The organism is Aquimarina sp. MMG015 (assembly GCF_018100855.1).
GTDB classification, from domain to species: domain Bacteria; phylum Bacteroidota; class Bacteroidia; order Flavobacteriales; family Flavobacteriaceae; genus Aquimarina; species Aquimarina latercula.
In genome coordinates this window covers 25,169-43,604 of record NZ_JAGJEB010000010.1, presented here as the reverse complement: position 1 = coordinate 43,604, position 18,436 = coordinate 25,169, and the positions used below count along the sequence as shown (strand labels likewise).

Here is an 18,436-nt window from a genome sequence, read left to right as displayed (position 1 = left end):
TAATTTAAACCTAGTATTTTTAAAAGTATCCAAGTGTTTCTTTTACTGATTCTCTGTAGTTTCGACCTACCGGAATTTTGATGCCTTTAATTTCAATTTCAGTAGTAGAAAAAGCGTCGATATTATCAATAGCAATGATAAAAGATCGATGTACTCTTAGAAATTTTTTACTAGGAAGTGTATTTTCTATGGTACTAATACCTTTGTACGCTATTATTTCTCTCTCAGAGGTTTTAATTTTGATATAGTTTTTTAGACTTTCTATATAAAAGATATCTTTTAGAAATATTTTTTGCATTTTCTTTTCCACCTTTAAATAAATAAAAACATCTTGATAGTCAATTTCTTCTGTATTGTTAATTGTTGGAGGAATGTTATTAGCAGAGTCCAAACGTTTTAATACTTTATTAATTGATTTTAAGAATCGTGAAAAATCTATAGGTTTTAATAAGTAATCTATAGCTTCTAAATTAAAAGCATCTACTGCATAATCACTATATGCTGTTGTAAAAATAACTTGAGTAGAAGGAGTTAGATCTTTTAAGAAATCAATTCCCGTTACTTCGGGCATTTGGATATCTAGAAAAATTAAGTCAATATTCTTATTAGTAATAATATTAAATGCTTCTAATGCATTAGCGCAAGAAGCTATATGTTCTAAATGATTAATTCTAGAGATATAATTTTCAATTATTTCTCTAGCTAATGGTTCGTCATCGACGATAAGACATTTTATTTTGGTATTCATCTAGAGATTTTTAGTGAGATTTAATTTTAAAATAACTTCATATGATAATTCGTTATCATCTATTTTTAATGAGTATTGATCAGGGTATAACAATTGTAATCTCTTTTTTACATTATTAAAACCGATACCTCCAACTGAATCATGATCTGTATTGGTATCGCTAAATTTAGAATTTTCTACTTGTAATATGAGTTCTTTTTTCTTGGTAAATATATTAATGACAATCCAGGATCCTTTTGAAGAAGAAGTTCCGTGCTTAAAAGCATTTTCTACAAATGGGATCAATAAAAACGGTGATATTTGATAATCTTTGTCAGATTCAGAGTTAAAACTAATATCTATAGAATCTTCGAACCTTAATTTTTCAAGATCTATATAATTTTTTAAATATTCTATTTCTTTTACTAATGAGACTTTAGGGGTATTGGCCTCGTATAACATATATCGCATGAGTTTCGATAATTTTAATACTGCGGTTTCTGCTGTATTCGATTTTTTTATGATTAATGCATATAAAGTATTAAGTGTGTTAAATAGGAAATGCGGATGTACTTGATTACGCAATTGTATAAGTTCGGTTTCAATTTTTTCTTTTTCTAGAGTTAAGGTTCTTTGTTGTGAGTTATAATAGAATTTAAAAAAACTAAAACCTAAGGGAATGATAGCGGCAATATTAACATCTAAAATTGTATTCATTAATTCTGTTATTGTAAAATAGCCTTCACTGTTCCAACTAGGAAAGTAGATAGGTTCTACATAAAAATAAATTATAGGTCTTTGGATGCAAATACTAGTTACTAATAACAAAATGAGGTAAGAAACTATAAAAGAAATAAACTTTCTTTTTAATAGAAATTTGGGGATTAGCATGTATATAGATATGTAGACAAGTACCATTCTTGCTGGTAAACCAAAAGTTTGAATAGTAAATGAACGAACATAATCATTATCATATGTTCCCCAAGTAATTCCAAAAAATATGATGAGGCCTACCCAGTAAAGTATATGCTTAGATAATCTGTGAGAAAATATATTTTTAAAAAATGTGTTTGTCATTAAGTTGTTTACGAAGAGCTAAAGTCTCAAAAATTTTAATGAAATAACAAAGTTAAGGACGAATTACGTTCAATTTATTACGTACAACATTAATTATTCTTCGAAAACGCTAAAAATTTATATTTCAATCATTTGTTTAATTCTTAACTGTTTATACTTTAGATCACGCTTTCTGTATAATGAAGTTGTCATTTTTTTTGAAGCTTGGTAATTAGCTGTTTATTAATTAAAAAAATGATATTTATGAGTACATACTTGATAAAAGTGTTTTTACGTTTATTTCTTTTAACCCTAGTTTCCTTTTTAGGGCAAGCACAGAAATCGGAATTATTAACTCACGTAGAACCGCCATTTTGGTGGGTAGGAATGGAAAACCCTGATTTACAATTATTGTTACATGGCGAGAATATTAGTGCTTATAACGTTACAATTCAATACCCTGGAGTTCAATTAAAAAAAGTCAATAAAGTAGAAAACACAAATTATTTGTTTATAGATCTTGGCATTTCTAAGAATACTCAGCCTGGAACTATATCCATAAAATTTGAAAATAAAGATCAATTTTTTAGTTATAACTATGAACTAAAACAAAAGGTAAAAGATAGAAAAGTAGGACAAAAAATTACACCTGCTGATGTGATTTATTTAATTACACCAGATCGTTTTGCAAACGGAAACACTTCGAATGATTCTACAAAAGACACCAAGGAAAAGATAAAGAGAAATAATGAAGATGGTAGACATGGAGGTGATTTGAAAGGAATACTTGATAATTTTAATTATTTAGAAGAACTGGGAGTTACTACATTATGGTTAAATCCATTTTTGGAAAATGATCAGCCAACATATTCTTATCACGGATATGCAATTTCTGATTTTTATAAAACAGATACTCGTCTAGGATCAAATGAAGAATACAAAACCTTTGTTGATGTAGCGCATGAAAAAGGTATGAAAGTAATTATGGATCAAGTTTTTAATCATTGTGGTTCCGGACATTGGTGGATGCAAGACTTACCATCAAAAGATTGGGTAAACCAATGGGATACGTTTACTAAAAGTAATTTTACAAATATAGCCGCTTCTGATCCTTATGCTTCTGAAAGTGATTTTAATTTACTAACAAAAGGGTGGTTTGATATTAATATGCCGGATCTAAACTTAGAAAATGAATTTCTAGCTACTTATATGATTCAGAATTCTATTTGGTGGGTTGCATATTCCAAAATAGATGGAATTCGATTAGATACATATCCATATCCTAATAAACAAGCAATGTCTAAATGGATGAAAGCGCTTACAAAAGAATATCCTGACTTTTATATGGTAGCAGAAACCTGGGCAGAAAGAGCATCTTATTTATCTTATTGGAATAATGATAGAGCTAATAGAGATGGATATGTTTCTAATGTAAGCAGTGTTAGCGACTATGCTTTATATTATTCAATGTTAAGAGCTTTTGGAAAGAATGGAGATATTTCTGAGTTGTATAAAACGCTAGCAGAAGATTTTGTATACGGAAACCCTGAAAATAATAAAGTTTTTAATGGTAATCATGATGTAGATCGTTTATTGGCTTTATTAGATAATGATGTAAATAAACTGAAGCTAAGTATGGTGTTTACGCTTACTACTAGAGGAATTCCCCAGATATATTATGGAGATGAGATTCTTATGAAAAATAGGAGACCAGATGGTAAAGTAAGACAAGATTTTCCTGGTGGATGGAAAGAAGATGATAGAAATGCTTTTACTAAAGAAGGTCGAACTACAGAAGAAAATGATCTGTTTGAATATGTGAAAACAATCCTTAATTGGAGAAAAAATGCATCATCTATTCATAACGGAAAACTAGTGCATTACCAACCGATTGATAATATATATGTATATTTTAGATATACAGATACAGAAAACACAATGATTATTATTAATAATAGTGATAAAGATTATAAGAGTTTTAAGTTAGCTCGTTTTCAAGAATCATTAGAAGGCTATAGTAAAGGAAAAGATATTTTATCAGGAAAAAAGTTTGATACTTTAGAACAAATAAATTTAGCTAAGCATACCGCAATGGTTATTGACTTAGCTAAATAATATAAGTTTTAGTTATAGAAGACCTTTAGGTATAGATTATTCAGATTCAATTTCTTCTAGATCTCCTTCGATCTCTTCAAGTTCATTTTCTATTTCCTTAAGTTCTTCTATAGCTTCTTCTTTACTTTGTTCTTCTTTTTGCTCAAATTCTTCATCAACAGCAATTTCATCTTTTACCCATAATGATTTAGATCCACTAGCTACAATTACTAAAACTCCAATAGTTAAAAATAGGAGTGATAGTTTTTGTGGTTTTTGTTTCTTCTTAGAAATATAAAAAGCTCCAATACCAGCTAACAAAGAAACAATACCAGGCAATACACCTATAGTTCCAAATGGCAGTATTGCCATTATAATTCCTAAAAGAGCAGCTATGGCAGCTATAGATATTAGTACAATTCTCATATGATTTAATTTTTTAATCCAGAGGCTTGAGTTAGGCTTAGTTGTCCGGTTCCGGCTGGAATACTAAATTTAATTAATACAGGAACTTTATTATTATCCGCAGTAAGGTAAACAATGTTTTTATTAGTTCCTTTAAGGGAGTTATTATTGACTGCTATTTTATAACATTCTTTATTTCCCATTGTTTTCGTGCTAATAGTTTCTTTACCCAATAGTTTTAGATATGCAGTTTGAGGTTTTCTATCAAATAAAATTGTTATTTTTTGGTTGGTACCTACCGGTGCTTTTTCTATGTCCATATTACGAATATGATATAAAGTAGAGACTACATCATACGTACTACCACTCATTTTTAAAACCTTTGTATTCGGTTCTTTTTTCTTTTGCATAGTAGCTTTTATAGTCTTTTTTTTATGACTATAAACATATTTTTCCTTCTTTATATATCCACCTTCATTGATATCTCTTTTATATAAATAAGGTGTAAGATTAGCTGGGTTTACATATGCTTCATATACATCTCTAATTTTAAAAAAAGAGTCCCATTTAGAATAAGTAGAAGCGCTACATTTTAACCTAAGATAATTGCTTTTTCCTGTATTAACACGAGTGGTTTGCATGGTTACTTGTGCCAAATTAGTTAATAAGCCAGACATATTATAGGAAGCGGTGTATACAAGTTTTTCATTTTCACCGATAGAAGTGTTCGAGTTCTTCTGAGCTTTTATGGTTGTAAAACAAAGAAGAAGTGCGACAATAAATAATTTTCTCATTATTTTTTATAAATATTAATAACTAATAAGCTCAAGGGCTTTTTTATTCACTAAAATTCAATTTTCATACCATTCTTAAAATAAAGAATAAAAAAAGGGTTAATAGTAACATTAACCCTTTTCAAAAATACTTTATATTTTTTTAATTACCGCCTTCGGTTGCTTTTTTCATTCCATCCTCGATCATATTATAGAATTGATCTAATTTGGGAAGTACAACAATTCTTGTACGTCTGTTTTTAGCTTTATTAGCTGCACTATTGTTATCAGCTATTGGCACATAATAACTTCTTCCTGCAGCAGTCATACGTTTTGGATCTACACCAAAATCTTTTTGTAAAACTCTGACTACAGAAGTAGCTCTTTTTACACTTAGATCCCAGTTATCAAGTAAAACTTTGTTCTTAATTGGCACATTGTCTGTATGACCTTCTACTAAGAATTCGATATCAGGTTTATCATTTACTACTTTAGCAACTTTACCTAATACTTCTTTTGCTCTTGTAGAAACATTGTAGCTACCGCTCTTAAATAATAATTTATCAGAAATAGATACATAAACTACACCTTTCTCCACATTTACTTCAATATCTTCATCAGCAAGGTTTCCTAAAGCTCCTTTTAAACTAGTAACCAATGCTAATGTTACAGAATCTTTTTTATTCAGTGCATCATTCATTGTTTTTATCTGTAGATCTTTTTCTTTAATACTTTCTAAAGATCTCTCTAGGTTCTCAGCCTCTTTGGTAGATAATGTAGCTAAATTACCAACATTATTTAAAAGGGCTGAATTTTGATTTTTAAGATTACTTACTTGATCTCTTAAAACTTTTAATTCAGAACTTTCACTTGCTTTCTCTTCTAAACAATTATTTAATTTAACTGTTGCGGTATTTAAAAGATCTTGGGTTTCTTTTTGCTTGGCTTCTAGATCTGTAAATTTCTTCTGTGATACACAAGAAGATAATAATACAGCCATTGAAGCTCCGATAATCATTACTTTTTTCATTAGAAAATCTGTTTTTAGTCTTATTCTGGTTATATAACTCAAAATTATTAAAATTGTGACGCATTATCGTACCATTAACAATAATTTAATGAATATAACCCTACAAATGGTTAAATAGTTTTTTGTTTAAAATATAATACTGCCATACAACGGAAGAAACGGAATAATATTTCCTTGTAGCCCTTGATTTTTTACGTTTTTTAACAAAAGTTGGCAAATTTTTGTAAAAGCTGAAATGAGCTTTAAGAATTGCTAAACAATGTGAGGGTTTTCCTTCTAATAAAAATTTAACACCTGCAATTCCATCTAACAGTAATCTAACTAAAATAATATACCAACTAAAAACTCCAGAAGTGTTTTTTACTATCATAAGTAAACTATTTCTGAAGTTAAGAAATGTTTTTTTTGGATTCATAGCGTTTAGTGTAGCACCACCGAGATGGTATACTTTTGATGTTCCTATATATTTAATTAGGTAGCCATTATTTTGTATTCGCCAACAAAGATCGATTTCTTCTTGATGCGCAAAGAAATCTTCATCTAGTTTGTCAACTTCTTCAAAAACTGATTTCCTAATAAATAAACAGGCGCCACTTGCCCAAAATATATCTAAAGTATCATCATATTGACCTTTATCTTCTTCAAGTGTATCAAAAATTCTTCCTCTACAATAAGGGTACCCGAATTTATCAATAAACCCTCCTGCTGCACCTGCATATTCGAAATAGTTCATCTTTTTATAATCTAAAATTTTTGGCTGTATTGCACCAATTTTTTTAGAATTTTTAAAAGCTTCAGCAATAGGGGTAAGCCAATTTTTAGTAACCTCTACATCGCTATTTAGCAGGCAATAAATATCAGCATCGACCTTGCTTAAAGCATCATTATATCCTTTAGAATATCCTCCATTGCTGTCATTTTGGATAATTTGTACTTCAGGAAATGATGTTTTAATATATTCTATAGAATCGTCAGTTGATGCATTATCAGCAACATACACTGATGCTCCTTCTGAATGGTTTACAACAGATGGTAAGAATTGTTCTAATAACGAACGCCCATTCCAATTTAATATGACAATAGCTATATTCACTGATGCAAATAAAAAGCAAATAATAATAAATAGCTATTTATAATCAGGAATATCTTTTAGAAAAGTGTAACATTTTTCTTGATAATTCATTTGACAATAATAATGGTCCAGACCATTAGTGATCATAAGATATTCTGAGTTCAAGACTAAGTTGTATCTGGCTATTTGATCAAACACCTCTTGCGTAATTCTTACAGAATGTGATTTACATTCAATAATCAAATAGATACTGCCATCTGGGTTAAAAACAATAATATCATAACGCTTGTTAAGATCATTAACTTTGATCAGCTTTTCTACATTAATAAGGCTTTCTGGATATTTCTTTTCTTCAATTAAATAATGAATTGTATGCTGTCTTACCCATTCTTCCGGAGTAAGAATGATAAATTTTTTGCGTATTCTGTCAAAAATAGAAACTTTATTTTCGCTACTTTTGAACCTGAACTGATATGCTGGAAAGTTAAGGTTTTGCATAGCACAAATTTGATGATTTTTTCTGAATGGATGAAGTAAAACAGATAGTAAGCGATATTAAGAATGGAAATATTAAGCCTATTTATTTTTTAATGGGCGAAGAACCATACTATATTGATAAAATTTCAGAATATATTGATAAAAATGTGCTTGCAGAAGAGGAGAAAGGTTTTAATCAAATGGTTTTATATGGTCGTGATGTTAGCGTAGAAGATATCGTTTCTAATGCTAAGCGATATCCAATGATGGCAGAACGTCAAGTAGTTATTGTAAAGGAAGCACAAGATCTTTCTAGAACCATTGAGAAATTAGCGGATTATGCAGAAAACCCTCAGCCAACTACAGTTTTAGTAGTTTGTTACAAATATAAAAAGATAGATAAACGAAAAAAACTATATAAAATAGTTGCTAAGAATGGTATTATCTATGAAAGTAAAAAACTATATGAAAATCAGGTAGCTGATTGGATAAGAAGAGTTTTAGCTGGATCAAAATACACTATAGAACCAAAAGCGTCTCAGATGTTAGTGGAGTTTTTGGGGACAGATCTAAACAAAATCAATAACGAGTTAGAAAAACTAAAACTGATTATTCCTAAAGGGCAACCTATTACAGCTGATAAAATCGAAGAAAATATTGGAATAAGTAAGGAGTTTAACAATTTTGAATTAAGAAAGGCGATAGGTACTAGAGATGTTATGAAGGCATTTAGAATTATCAATTACTTTGCCCAGAACCCTAAAGATAATCCATTAGTAGTTACCATATCATTGCTTTATAGTTTTTTTTCTCAGGTTTTACAGTATCATGGATTACCGGATAAATCTCAGCGTAGTGTTGCCAGTGCACTAAGAATCAATCCATATTTTGTAAGTGATTATTCTGATGCCAGTCGTAATTATCCTATGAAAAAGGTGAGTCAAATTATTGCGCTATTAAGAGAAGCAGATGTTAAAAGTAAAGGAGTAGGAGCTACAGGTCTTCCTCCAGGAGATATTCTGAAAGAATTACTTGTAAAAATAATGAATTAAATTTTTGCTCGTTTATTAGAAACGGTATGCGATATTAAATGTACCATATCCATGATTTTCTGTACTATTTAATACTCCTGTTGACCAGTGATAAATAAAATTGATTGATATTTTATTCAAGGAATAATACAACCCACTTCGTAGATGCCAAGAAATATTATTTAGATCATCTATACCATAAGCTTTTTCATCGAATAAATTACCTTGTATAGTTGCATTATATGCAATAAAACGTGTTTCTGCATTAAATTGAAAGAATAATTCGGAATGTTTTTTAGGTAATAATAATGAGTTTTGAAAACTACTAGATTTAGTAATACTTTCAAATTCTCCAATTCTAAAACCAGCCTGAGGAGTAGCTCTAATGTATAGATTTCCTAGATAAGCATTACCACCCACGTAGGTACTAAACCATTTAGAATTAGGGTGTAAGTCATAGGTGAAAGAGCTTTTTAAATTAAATATGAATTGATCTTCTAATTGAAACTGCCAACCATCATACACGGGATCATCAGTAATATTTTCATGAAACCAAGTTTGTATCTCTCCAGCTTGTGATGACGGCCCAATGATACCGGTCAAAATTTCAGATTTTAAGAAAGATCTTTCAAAGGTATACGTTGTTCCTAATGATACATATAAGAGTCCAGCAAATGGACGATCAAAATCATCTCTATCTTCTATTTCTGGAGTAGCAGCAAATATTCTTACTAGCGACGGAGTGTATCCTTCAATTTTTGCACCCAGCGAATAAAACACATCTTTTTTATTTTTAAATAGTTTTTGTAGTCCTAAGAATTTGGTAGTGTTAAAACTATATTCTATTCCCATACCATAAGAATAGTATCGATCAGAATCACGAAAAACTGCAAAAATATCGTTGTCTACAATCACTTTTAATTCTGATTTAAAAGCTTCTTTCTTAGCCTGGGATAATAGGTTAGAAATAGTTATTAAAGAAATTAAAAATAGAGATATAGTAATTTTTGAATTCATTTAGACTTACTTTTTATTCTTTTACCTGTAAAAATAAAAAATCAGTCTTTTTGAGTATGTACTTTTTAACTTTTAAAATTATCCCAAACAATTTTATGTTTTTTAGTATTCTATTTTCTGATCTTTTATGAAACATACATATTAATACTAATTAATGGTATTTTAACTAAATTAGGAATTGAATCAATTACATTTAATAAATGAAAATGTTTCGTTTCTTTAGGAAATCAATTTTTCCAATACTCTTAGTTAATTTCATAGGAATATTAGGATATAGTATTGTCATTCCTATTCTTATATTTATCGTTACGGATCTTGGGGGCAATGGATTTGTTTATGGAATTTTAGGTGCTACGTATCCTTTTTTTCAATTTATTGGAGCTCCAATTTTAGGTAGACTTTCTGATAAAATAGGAAGAAAAAAAGTATTAGTAATTAGTCAAACAGGAACCTTTATTGCTTGGTGTCTATTTTTGATCGCATTAATACTACCTGAGACTAAGTTGTGGTCATCTAATTCAGAATTTACGGGTAATTATATTATGACACTTCCTTTGATATTACTCTTTCTAGCTAGAATTTTTGATGGTTTTACAGGAGGAAATGTTTCCGTGGCGAATGCTTATTTATCTGATATTTCTACCGATGAAGATAGGGATAAGAATTTTGGGATGATGGGTGCTTCTACAAGTTTAGGTTTTGTTTTGGGACCTGCTGTTGCAGGAATATTAGCTTCAACAATTTTAGGAGAAATATTACCAATTCTTCTTGCCGCAATCATTTCATTAATAGCAATTTTAGTGATTGTTGTTAGATTACCAGAGAGTAACCCTTGTATGGTAGATACAGGGAGTTTAAATCTTAAATCTTTTAGAAGGTTTTTTCAAGTAGAACATAAAGATTGCTTTTCTGACGAGACTGTTGTTAATGATACTTCAAAAAACATAAATACTTTTAGAGGTGTATTGAAACAAAAAGGAGTTTCGTTATTATTCTCAATTTATTTTTTGACTTTTTTAGCTTTTAGCCTGTTTTATGCTGGTTTACCGATATATGCTTCTACTATGTTAGAATGGACCGCAGTTGATTTGGGGATTTTTCTAGCATATTCTAGTTTTATAATGATTCTTGTACAAGGACCATTATTATCCTTTTTATCGGGTAAGGTTTCCAATATTATGTTAATTACATTAGGTGTATTATTGTTGTCATTAAGTTTTTTCTTACTTTCTTTTAATGACCTTATTGTACTCTATATAGCGAATACAATACTATCACTAGGTAATGGATTAATGTGGCCAAGTTTTTTGTCACTTTTATCGAGAGCAGGAAATCGATCTATACAAGGAGCAATTCAAGGATATGGGAATAGTATGGGAAGTTTAGCAAGTATATTCGGACTTGTTCTAGGAGGAATTATGTTTGAAAGTATAGGAGTAATTATTTTTATTATAGGTTCTTGGATATTTTTAGTGATTCTACTTTTGTTGTTTATAAATTATATCCGAACTAGGAATACTAAGACAATAGAGAATCCTACTGCAGAGGTATTATAGATGCTTTTTCTAAGGAATTGGTAAAAACGAAAAATCTTTTACTTCAGTCATCACAAACGAGCTTTGTACTTTAGAAATATTTTCTAGTGAAGCTAATTTATTAGAAAGAAAATACTGATAGCTTTCCATATCTTCTGCATATATCTTAATTAGATAATCAAACATTCCGGCTACGTGGTAGCATTCTACAACTTCTGGAAATTGCTGAATGTCTTTTTCAAATTTTTTAAGATAATCTGTTTGGTGAAGGTTTAAAGTTACATTGCAAAACACCATAAGTTGTAAACCAGCTTTTTTTCTATCGAGAATCGCTTTATACGATTTGATAAATCCTTCACGTTCTAATTTTTTTACTCTTTCAAAAATAGGAGTGGTAGTAAGGTTTAATCTTTCTGCAATCTCTTTGATTGTTATTTTTCCATCTTTTTGTAATAAATTTAGAATAGATCGATCTGTTTTATCCATAATATTTTTCTTTTTCAATTGTCATAAGTAATCAAAAATAGAATAAAATTCTTTTTAAGTTATAATAATGTGTTTTATTTCTAAAATTTGACATTAAAACAGTTTTTATTTCTTTTATGACTAATTTTATATAGTTATAAACGCTAATTATTTCTTCTATAGAAATTCATTAGAACAATTAATAAATACAGTAAACCAAAGAAATGAAAGATCACAATTTTAATCCAGAGAGTTTAATGATGACATATGGTTATAAGCCAGAGTTGTCTGAAGGAGCCATTAAATGTCCAATATTTCAAACATCAACTTTTGTTTTTAAAACAGCAGAAGAGGGGAAAGCATTTTTTGAATTAGCTTATGGTCTAAGAGAGAAATCAGAAAAGGAAGAATTGGGATTGATCTACAGTAGAATTAATAACCCTAATCTAGAAATTTTGGAAAACCGATTATGTCTTTGGGATAAAGCAGATGATTGTGCTGTATTTGAGAGTGGAATGTCTGCTATTAGTACGGTATTATTAGAATTCTTAAAGCCAGGTGATTTATTGGTATATAGTAATCCAGTTTATGGAGGAACGGATCACTTTATTCATCATTTCTTAGATAAAATAGGAGTTGATACTATTGGGGTAATGCCAAACCAGAGTATAGAAGAAGTGGAGCAAATGATAGAAGCTTCGGGTAAGGCAGATAAACTTTCTATGATTTATTTAGAAACCCCGGCAAACCCAACCAATGATATTGTAGATATAGAAAAATTTAGTCAGATTGCTGCTAAATATAGTACAGAGGATCGAAAAGCACTGGTTGCTGTTGATAATACATATATGGGGCCTTTATGGCAACATCCATTGCAGTGTGGTGCGGATCTGGTATTGTATTCTGCTACCAAATATATAGGAGGTCATAGTGATCTTATTGCTGGAGCGGTTTTAGGAAATGCGGAATTAATGATCCGAGTTAAAACTTTACGTACTTTTTTAGGTAATATGGTAAGTCCGCATACAGCTTGGTTATTGTTAAGGAGCTTAGAAACACTAAAAGTACGTATGGATCAGCAAACTAAGAATGCTCAGATTGTAGCTGATTATTTGGATAAACATCCTAAAGTAGAAAAAGTGTATTATTTAGGATTGTTAAAAGAAGGAACAGAGGCGCATAGTATTTATACGAAACAATGTTCTGCTCCAGGAGCAATGGTTTCTTTTGATATTATCGGTGGTGAGAATGAAGCATTTATGTTTCTTAATAATCTTAAATTAATGAAACTAGCAGTAAGTTTAGGGGGGACGGAAAGTTTATCAGAACATCCTAAAACTATGACACATGCTGGTGTAAACGAAGAACAGCAACAACAGATGAATATTACGGATCAATTAGTGAGATTGTCTATTGGAGTAGAAAGTGCTAAAGATTTGATATGGGATCTAGAGCAAGCATTAGAAAAGGTTGATATAGCCAATGCTTTAGAAGTAGAAACTGTTTAAAAATAGTTATCCAAAGTTAAAAAGCCCAGGTACAAAGTGTCTGGGTTTTTATATTTTACTGTTATTCTGAAAATTTCTCATTTAATAAATCCCATAATTCCGTATAACCATCATCATATCCTAGTGCCCAAATACCAACGCCTCCTATTTTATTGCTTTTTATCCAATCATATTTAATCGATAGCGATGTAGTGTCTTCGAAAAATAATTGTCTGTATTTTTTGCTGCTATCTTCAATAATCAGGTAACTTGAAGAACTTTTTTTATCAAACTGAACTGGTATTTTTAGTGAGTCCATATATATATTCTTTATCGTATGATACCTTGGATGGGATTTAAATTTATTAACTATTGCACCTATTTCAGAACTATTAGTATACCACTCAGCTCCGTAGTAAGGCAATCCAATAATTAGTTTACTAAGGAGTATCCCCTTCTTGTTATAATAATCAACAGATGTTTCTAAGCCATTTCCAAATAGTTGACTTGTTTTAAAAGGAGTTACAGGTCCTGTCGTTTTACTAAAACTACCATAATAATCATATCCCATTAATGTATAAAAATCTATATATGGATCAATAGCTTGTATGTCAAAAACATCATTCCAGTCAATTGCATAAAGACATAGAGATATCATGTAATTAGGATTATCTTGTTTTAGGCTTTTAGAAATTTCGATAATAAAATTAGTATAGTTTTCTTTATCTTCTTTTGATACTCCTTCAAAATCAATATTTATACCATCTGCAGATCTAAAAGCGAGTAAACTTGATATACTATCTATTAGTGTTTTTTGAGCTTTTGGATTTTTTAAGAATGTACCGTTGTTTTTACCACCAAAATTAGAAACTGATAAGAACACTTTACAGCCTTTTGTTTTAGCACTATCAATTAGCGGTGTAGTTTTCCATTGATGAATACTTTTGTAGCAGCCCGTTTCTGGTTGTATCTCATAAGAAAAATAGGAGAGCCCCCATAACATGGAAAAATTATAATTTTTATAGGAAGAGCCGTTAGCGTATATATGCCAGCCAAATGTTTTTATATCTGGATGCACCTTTCCTTTTTTGTGAATTATTTTTTTGTGTACTCTTTTATGTAAACTATCCCATTGTGATTCTTTTTTAAAGCTATAATTTTCGAATTTCTGATTTTGTAATTGACGATCACTAATGTAACTACTATTATTAGATTGTATTGGGCTTCTATTCTTTTGCTCAGGTTCGTTATTAGTATTACAGCTGATCAAAAGAATAAGTGTGCTAATGATAAAGAATAGTTTCTTCATAATATTTTAGAATTACTTACATAATAAATAAAAATAGCTTTATGTTTTTCATTAAAACACCTGAAATTATAATAGATTTTATAAAAATGATGCTATTTTAAATATTTTTTTAATACAATAAAACAACGTAAACAGCTGTTTGTTAGTGTTTTGGTTGTTGTTAGGGGATATCTCACTATGCATTTCGGGTGTTTTCCCCCATTGCGCTGTTTGTATTCCTGAAGTATATTTGTACCGGAAATAATTAATAAGGACAAACTAATAATTTTTACACATACAGCATTATGAACTTACTGGGCATTAACTTTCGTTTTATTTTAGATTTTTTACAAGAACTACCTAAAGCAAGCAGTCACGCTATTCATAGATAATATAATAGCTAAATATGAAATAATAAATAATATCATTATTTCATATGATTAAAAAGACCACTTAAATTTATTTTTAAATAAAAATTCAGATCATATAAAACAATTTTACACAAAATATTATGAAACCATTTCGTATAAATTTCAAATTTTTAAAAAAATTTTTAAAAGAACTTCCGAAGGCTTGTAGCCATGCGATACACAGATAGGATGTGATTGTCAATTGGAAGAAACAGTATATTAGAATTTTGGGGGAAATTCTAATACTTAGTTATAATAATGGGGACAAAAACCGGATGTTTATACATCCGGTTTTTTATTTATTTTCTTCAATTCTTAGATCACTGAATGATAAATTTCCTACTAGTTTTATCCGATTTAAGGATGTATAGTCCGCTAGATAGTTCTGATATGTCTATGTTTAGTTCTTGAGAATTTACATCTAATTTCATTATTTTTTTTCCAGTAATATCATACAATCTTAGGTATAGATTTCCTTTTTGATATATAGTAATATTTGATCCAGTTGCAGGATTTGGAGTAACCATAATAGCTCCTGTATTATCTTTATCAAATCCTGCATCTCTTAATGCTGTTGGTAATACATTAAGTACGATAATTTTTTTAGTTCTTTGACCTGTATTATCTATGGCAACTACCTTAATTCTATAACGGCCCTCAGTAACATTTTGTAAGGAAGAATTACCTCCCCAACTATAAGGAGCTTCAGTGTCTATTCTTATTAGCTCACCGTTAACATATAATCGGACTTCTTTTATTCCATCTGGATCATTTGCCTCGGCTCTGACTATCATATCATCTCCAGCGAATAGTGTGGTTGCTTCCGTAGGTTGCAGAACAGTTAATTCAGGCTCATCACCCGTTCGATAGTCTTCAGCATTAAGCCCTATAATGTTAATCCTAATATCTATACCAAAAGTTTCCCCGGTTGCTCTATCCGATATAAATTCTGTTATTGTAGTGTAAGTACCTCTAGAATCTTCTGCAATACCGTATTGTCTTACATAATTTTCTAGAGTTTCCTTATTTGTAAAGTCATATGTTCTGTTTCTTATAGTAGGAAATCTATCTGTATATCCATGCCCAAAAGGGTATGTTCCTAATCTATCTGTAATCATTCCGCTCACTAACACAGTGTAGTCGTTAGTGTTTACATCAATTCGAGTATCCATATCACTATCACGTGAAAAGGTTACATCTACACTTGATTCTAATACAGAAGTATCGAATACATTTTCATTACTTCGATCCAATTGTCCATAAATTCTATTTCTATTAAATCCTGGAATACGTACATTCACAAAATTCAATTTATGATCAGGGTTAAAATTGGTTCCACGACCATCTGTAAATCCATCACCTCTCCAATTATGGAACGTAGTATTTACTAAACATAAATTGTCCATATCACCACCTACAAGTCCAGCACTATCCCCATTGTAATAATTTGCATTACGAATCATATAACCAAAATTGGTGGTTATATACATTGCTCTACCAGTATTCCAAGTGGTGTGGTTGTCAATGATAGATAAATTGTGATGAAATGCTTGAGCAGCTCTATCTTTAGATCTGAATCCGCTACTACAACCATAGGCTTCATTGTTGTTAAATTCTAATAATGGTGCAGCTGCAGGATCTATGTATTCTTGCAGTGGAAAGATATCTTCAGGGTACACATTAGTTCTTACTTTATCTCTTAAGCTTAAAACCGTTCCACCTCCATCATAAGCGTAGGCTTCTCTGGATGAGGCAGCTACATTATTTATCATTCGTACGGCTCTTCCTTGTAAACCATATGCTTCTCCAATTCTAAAATCATCATCTAGGAGGTCTGATACTATTGAGTTAAGCGCACTTGGAGCATCTCTATCCATATCGGCAAAATAATAGTTTCTTCCATCTGGTCTAGCGGTGGTAACCAGATTGTTCTCCCAAATTCCCGTTTCAGAACCACTTTCTGCTACCATACCGGATCCATCCACAAAGTACACAACATTATTAGCAAAAGAAGCATGGCTGTCATGATGTACCATACCCCAACCAGGAGAGCCCCAGACGGCTAATCCATGTGCTTCGGCCATTTTGGTTTGTGAGTCTTTCATTCTATGAAAATGCATTGCATATCGACCCCTTTGATTTTCGATATCTGTAGAATCTGCTTTTTCTTCAACAAAATCTCTTATTTGAACAAATGGTTTTCCATCTTCATCTACTCTGCCTGTTCTTCTTAATCCATATTTAAAATCATCGAGTATATTATGTTTGTTACTTCTACCAAGATCCTTGAAGGCTGTAAAATGAATTTTAACATCTGTTGTTCGCATAAACATGGTATGGCCTCTGCGAGTAATATCATCATTTACATTATTATTACCATCGGTAAAATCTATTGATTTAAATGTAATGTTTCGGGTTAAGTTTGATAAATGACAAAAAAGATTTTTTTCTGGGATTCCTTGGTGCGAATTTCTTGTTTGTGCATTAAAAGTTACTTCATTGGTTTCTTCATTGATGGCTTCTATTACGAATTCTTCGTCCTGTGTTCTGATACCATCATTTCTAACTCTAAATATACCTTGAGTACCTGATAAAACCACATCATCTCCTATATTCCAATTTGTAGGAGTGCCTTCAAGAGTTGTTTTATTTCTTCTTCTAGGTGTAGGTCCTGTAGTTCTTAGGAATGGTGTTTTTTCTTGCCCAAGAATAGTTACTTCATTCATAGTCATCAATCCTAATGTGGCTTGGGTTGGGTCCCATTGATATCTGCCCAATACACCTGGACCATCGCTAAACAATCGATTTCCAAAATGATCATTCATCCGTTTTTCATCAGAATAATGACTTCTAGCTTGTGCATTCCATCGATTTCCTCCGATTTCACCTCTTTTCTTTTTTTCTATGTCAAACGCTTTAAAATGGATATCAATAGTACCATCTGTTGGTCGATTTGCTTTAATATCTAAATTAGACTTCATACCACAAAAGAAGGTGTCTACAACTAATTTTCTTGTAGCGCCTCCTGGGGCTCTAAAAACCATTGTACCTTCGTTACGTATTGCGAATATATGAGCATTACTATTTACATTGTATGTTATAGTGTGTTCATTTTTGATTACTACAATGGCTGCTAAACCAGGGATTGATCCTGTATTCCAAGTGTTTGGATCGTTCCAGTCGCCAGTTTTCATAGAAGTATGAGTTGCAGTATTGTCAGGAATAATGTCCGACATAATTATCATTTGTGCATATCCTGAAGGTGAGAAATAGATTAGGGTAAGTAACAGATAGAAATATCTATTGAGATTAGTTTTTTTCATGATTTTGTAAACGTTAGTATTAATGTTAAGATCCTTATAGGAAAGGACTAGTGAATTTTGAAAAGAACAATCATATTAAATGAATAGAAACATAGCAATTATTTAAGTTTAACTATATCAGATTGTTCAATACTTTTTAATACTAGAGGGAGAAAAGATTGTATTTATAAGCTTTAAATTTTTTTTACATAGGCATTATTTTATAGTTAAATGATGTAGAAGAAATTAACTGAAATTAATTCTGGT

Annotated in this window: 15 protein-coding genes; 4 read left to right on the top strand and 11 right to left on the bottom strand. The window is 30.5% G+C overall.

Annotation, left to right across the window (positions count from 1 at the left end; translation table 11 throughout):
- Positions 1-19: 19 nt before the first annotated feature.
- Entirely contained in the window at positions 20-748 is a 729-nt protein-coding gene (locus tag J8L88_RS17825; protein ID WP_027393651.1) for a LytTR family DNA-binding domain-containing protein, read from the bottom strand.
- A complete protein-coding gene (locus J8L88_RS17820; RefSeq protein WP_211061464.1) occupies positions 749-1,804 on the bottom strand; it encodes a sensor histidine kinase in 1,056 nt (351 codons plus the stop codon).
- Positions 1,805-2,047: 243 nt separating this feature from the next.
- Here J8L88_RS17820 and J8L88_RS17815 point away from each other — a divergent pair, with 243 nt between their 5' ends.
- Complete coding sequence (locus J8L88_RS17815) at positions 2,048-3,898, top strand: glycoside hydrolase family 13 protein (protein ID WP_211061463.1); 1,851 nt, start codon at positions 2,048-2,050, stop codon at positions 3,896-3,898.
- A gap of 36 nt (positions 3,899-3,934) precedes the next feature.
- Here the strand turns inward: J8L88_RS17815 and J8L88_RS17810 are convergent, their stop codons facing one another.
- The 5 genes from J8L88_RS17810 to J8L88_RS17790 form a co-directional block, all read right to left on the bottom strand.
- Positions 3,935-4,303 (bottom strand): hypothetical protein, encoded by a 369-nt coding sequence (locus tag J8L88_RS17810; RefSeq protein ID WP_027393654.1) that lies wholly within the window; start codon positions 4,301-4,303, stop codon positions 3,935-3,937.
- Positions 4,304-4,308: 5 nt separating this feature from the next.
- Positions 4,309-5,076 (bottom strand): DUF3108 domain-containing protein, encoded by a 768-nt coding sequence (locus J8L88_RS17805; protein ID WP_118385924.1) that lies wholly within the window; start codon positions 5,074-5,076, stop codon positions 4,309-4,311.
- A 142-nt stretch (positions 5,077-5,218) separates the two neighbouring features.
- Positions 5,219-6,085 (bottom strand): OmpA family protein, encoded by an 867-nt coding sequence (locus J8L88_RS17800; RefSeq protein ID WP_027393656.1) that lies wholly within the window; start codon positions 6,083-6,085, stop codon positions 5,219-5,221.
- Between the two features lie 100 nt (positions 6,086-6,185).
- Positions 6,186-7,178, bottom strand: coding sequence for a glycosyltransferase family 2 protein (locus J8L88_RS17795; RefSeq protein WP_118385925.1), 993 nt, complete (start codon positions 7,176-7,178; stop codon positions 6,186-6,188).
- A gap of 33 nt (positions 7,179-7,211) precedes the next feature.
- Positions 7,212-7,655, bottom strand: a complete 444-nt coding sequence (locus J8L88_RS17790; protein WP_118385926.1) for a type I restriction enzyme HsdR N-terminal domain-containing protein — start codon at positions 7,653-7,655, stop codon at positions 7,212-7,214.
- Positions 7,656-7,681: 26 nt separating this feature from the next.
- On the opposite strand from J8L88_RS17790, the gene holA reads away from it, so the two are divergent.
- Positions 7,682-8,686, top strand: coding sequence for a DNA polymerase III subunit delta (gene holA / locus J8L88_RS17785; protein ID WP_027393659.1), 1,005 nt, complete (start codon positions 7,682-7,684; stop codon positions 8,684-8,686).
- 15 nt (positions 8,687-8,701) lie between these two features.
- On the opposite strand, the gene J8L88_RS17780 is transcribed toward holA, so the two are convergent.
- Positions 8,702-9,682 (bottom strand): lipid A deacylase LpxR family protein, encoded by a 981-nt coding sequence (locus tag J8L88_RS17780; RefSeq protein ID WP_118385927.1) that lies wholly within the window; start codon positions 9,680-9,682, stop codon positions 8,702-8,704.
- Between the two features lie 206 nt (positions 9,683-9,888).
- Between J8L88_RS17780 and J8L88_RS17775 the strand changes: the two genes are divergently transcribed.
- On the top strand, positions 9,889-11,238 hold the full coding sequence (locus J8L88_RS17775; protein ID WP_211061462.1) for an MFS transporter: 1,350 nt from the start codon (positions 9,889-9,891) through the stop codon (positions 11,236-11,238).
- 9 nt (positions 11,239-11,247) lie between these two features.
- Here the strand turns inward: J8L88_RS17775 and J8L88_RS17770 are convergent, their stop codons facing one another.
- On the bottom strand, positions 11,248-11,703 hold the full coding sequence (locus J8L88_RS17770; RefSeq protein ID WP_118385929.1) for an Lrp/AsnC family transcriptional regulator: 456 nt from the start codon (positions 11,701-11,703) through the stop codon (positions 11,248-11,250).
- A 203-nt stretch (positions 11,704-11,906) separates the two neighbouring features.
- On the opposite strand from J8L88_RS17770, the gene J8L88_RS17765 reads away from it, so the two are divergent.
- Positions 11,907-13,190 carry a cystathionine gamma-synthase family protein gene (locus tag J8L88_RS17765; protein WP_118385930.1) on the top strand — a complete coding sequence of 428 codons (1,284 nt, stop codon included), beginning with the start codon at positions 11,907-11,909 and terminating at the stop codon, positions 13,188-13,190.
- Positions 13,191-13,251: 61 nt separating this feature from the next.
- Here the strand turns inward: J8L88_RS17765 and J8L88_RS17760 are convergent, their stop codons facing one another.
- A complete protein-coding gene (locus J8L88_RS17760; RefSeq protein ID WP_211061461.1) occupies positions 13,252-14,478 on the bottom strand; it encodes a glycosyl hydrolase family 18 protein in 1,227 nt (408 codons plus the stop codon).
- A 709-nt stretch (positions 14,479-15,187) separates the two neighbouring features.
- Positions 15,188-18,190 carry an Ig-like domain-containing protein gene (locus J8L88_RS17755; protein WP_211061460.1) on the bottom strand — a complete coding sequence of 1,001 codons (3,003 nt, stop codon included), beginning with the start codon at positions 18,188-18,190 and terminating at the stop codon, positions 15,188-15,190.
- Between the last annotated feature and the right edge of the window lie 246 nt (positions 18,191-18,436).

Coding starts and splice junctions, on each gene's coding strand:
- J8L88_RS17825 (WP_027393651.1), bottom strand. CDS start 748: ATGAATACCAAAATAAAATGTCTTATCGTCGATGACGAACCATTAGCT.
- J8L88_RS17820 (WP_211061464.1), bottom strand. CDS start 1,804: ATGACAAACACATTTTTTAAAAATATATTTTCTCACAGATTATCTAAG.
- J8L88_RS17815 (WP_211061463.1), top strand. CDS start 2,048: ATGAGTACATACTTGATAAAAGTGTTTTTACGTTTATTTCTTTTAACC.
- J8L88_RS17810 (WP_027393654.1), bottom strand. CDS start 4,303: ATGAGAATTGTACTAATATCTATAGCTGCCATAGCTGCTCTTTTAGGA.
- J8L88_RS17805 (WP_118385924.1), bottom strand. CDS start 5,076: ATGAGAAAATTATTTATTGTCGCACTTCTTCTTTGTTTTACAACCATA.
- J8L88_RS17800 (WP_027393656.1), bottom strand. CDS start 6,085: ATGAAAAAAGTAATGATTATCGGAGCTTCAATGGCTGTATTATTATCT.
- J8L88_RS17790 (WP_118385926.1), bottom strand. CDS start 7,655: ATGCAAAACCTTAACTTTCCAGCATATCAGTTCAGGTTCAAAAGTAGC.
- holA (WP_027393659.1), top strand. CDS start 7,682: ATGGATGAAGTAAAACAGATAGTAAGCGATATTAAGAATGGAAATATT.
- J8L88_RS17780 (WP_118385927.1), bottom strand. CDS start 9,682: ATGAATTCAAAAATTACTATATCTCTATTTTTAATTTCTTTAATAACT.
- J8L88_RS17775 (WP_211061462.1), top strand. CDS start 9,889: ATGTTTCGTTTCTTTAGGAAATCAATTTTTCCAATACTCTTAGTTAAT.
- J8L88_RS17770 (WP_118385929.1), bottom strand. CDS start 11,703: ATGGATAAAACAGATCGATCTATTCTAAATTTATTACAAAAAGATGGA.
- J8L88_RS17765 (WP_118385930.1), top strand. CDS start 11,907: ATGAAAGATCACAATTTTAATCCAGAGAGTTTAATGATGACATATGGT.
- J8L88_RS17760 (WP_211061461.1), bottom strand. CDS start 14,478: ATGAAGAAACTATTCTTTATCATTAGCACACTTATTCTTTTGATCAGC.
- J8L88_RS17755 (WP_211061460.1), bottom strand. CDS start 18,190: ATGAAAAAAACTAATCTCAATAGATATTTCTATCTGTTACTTACCCTA.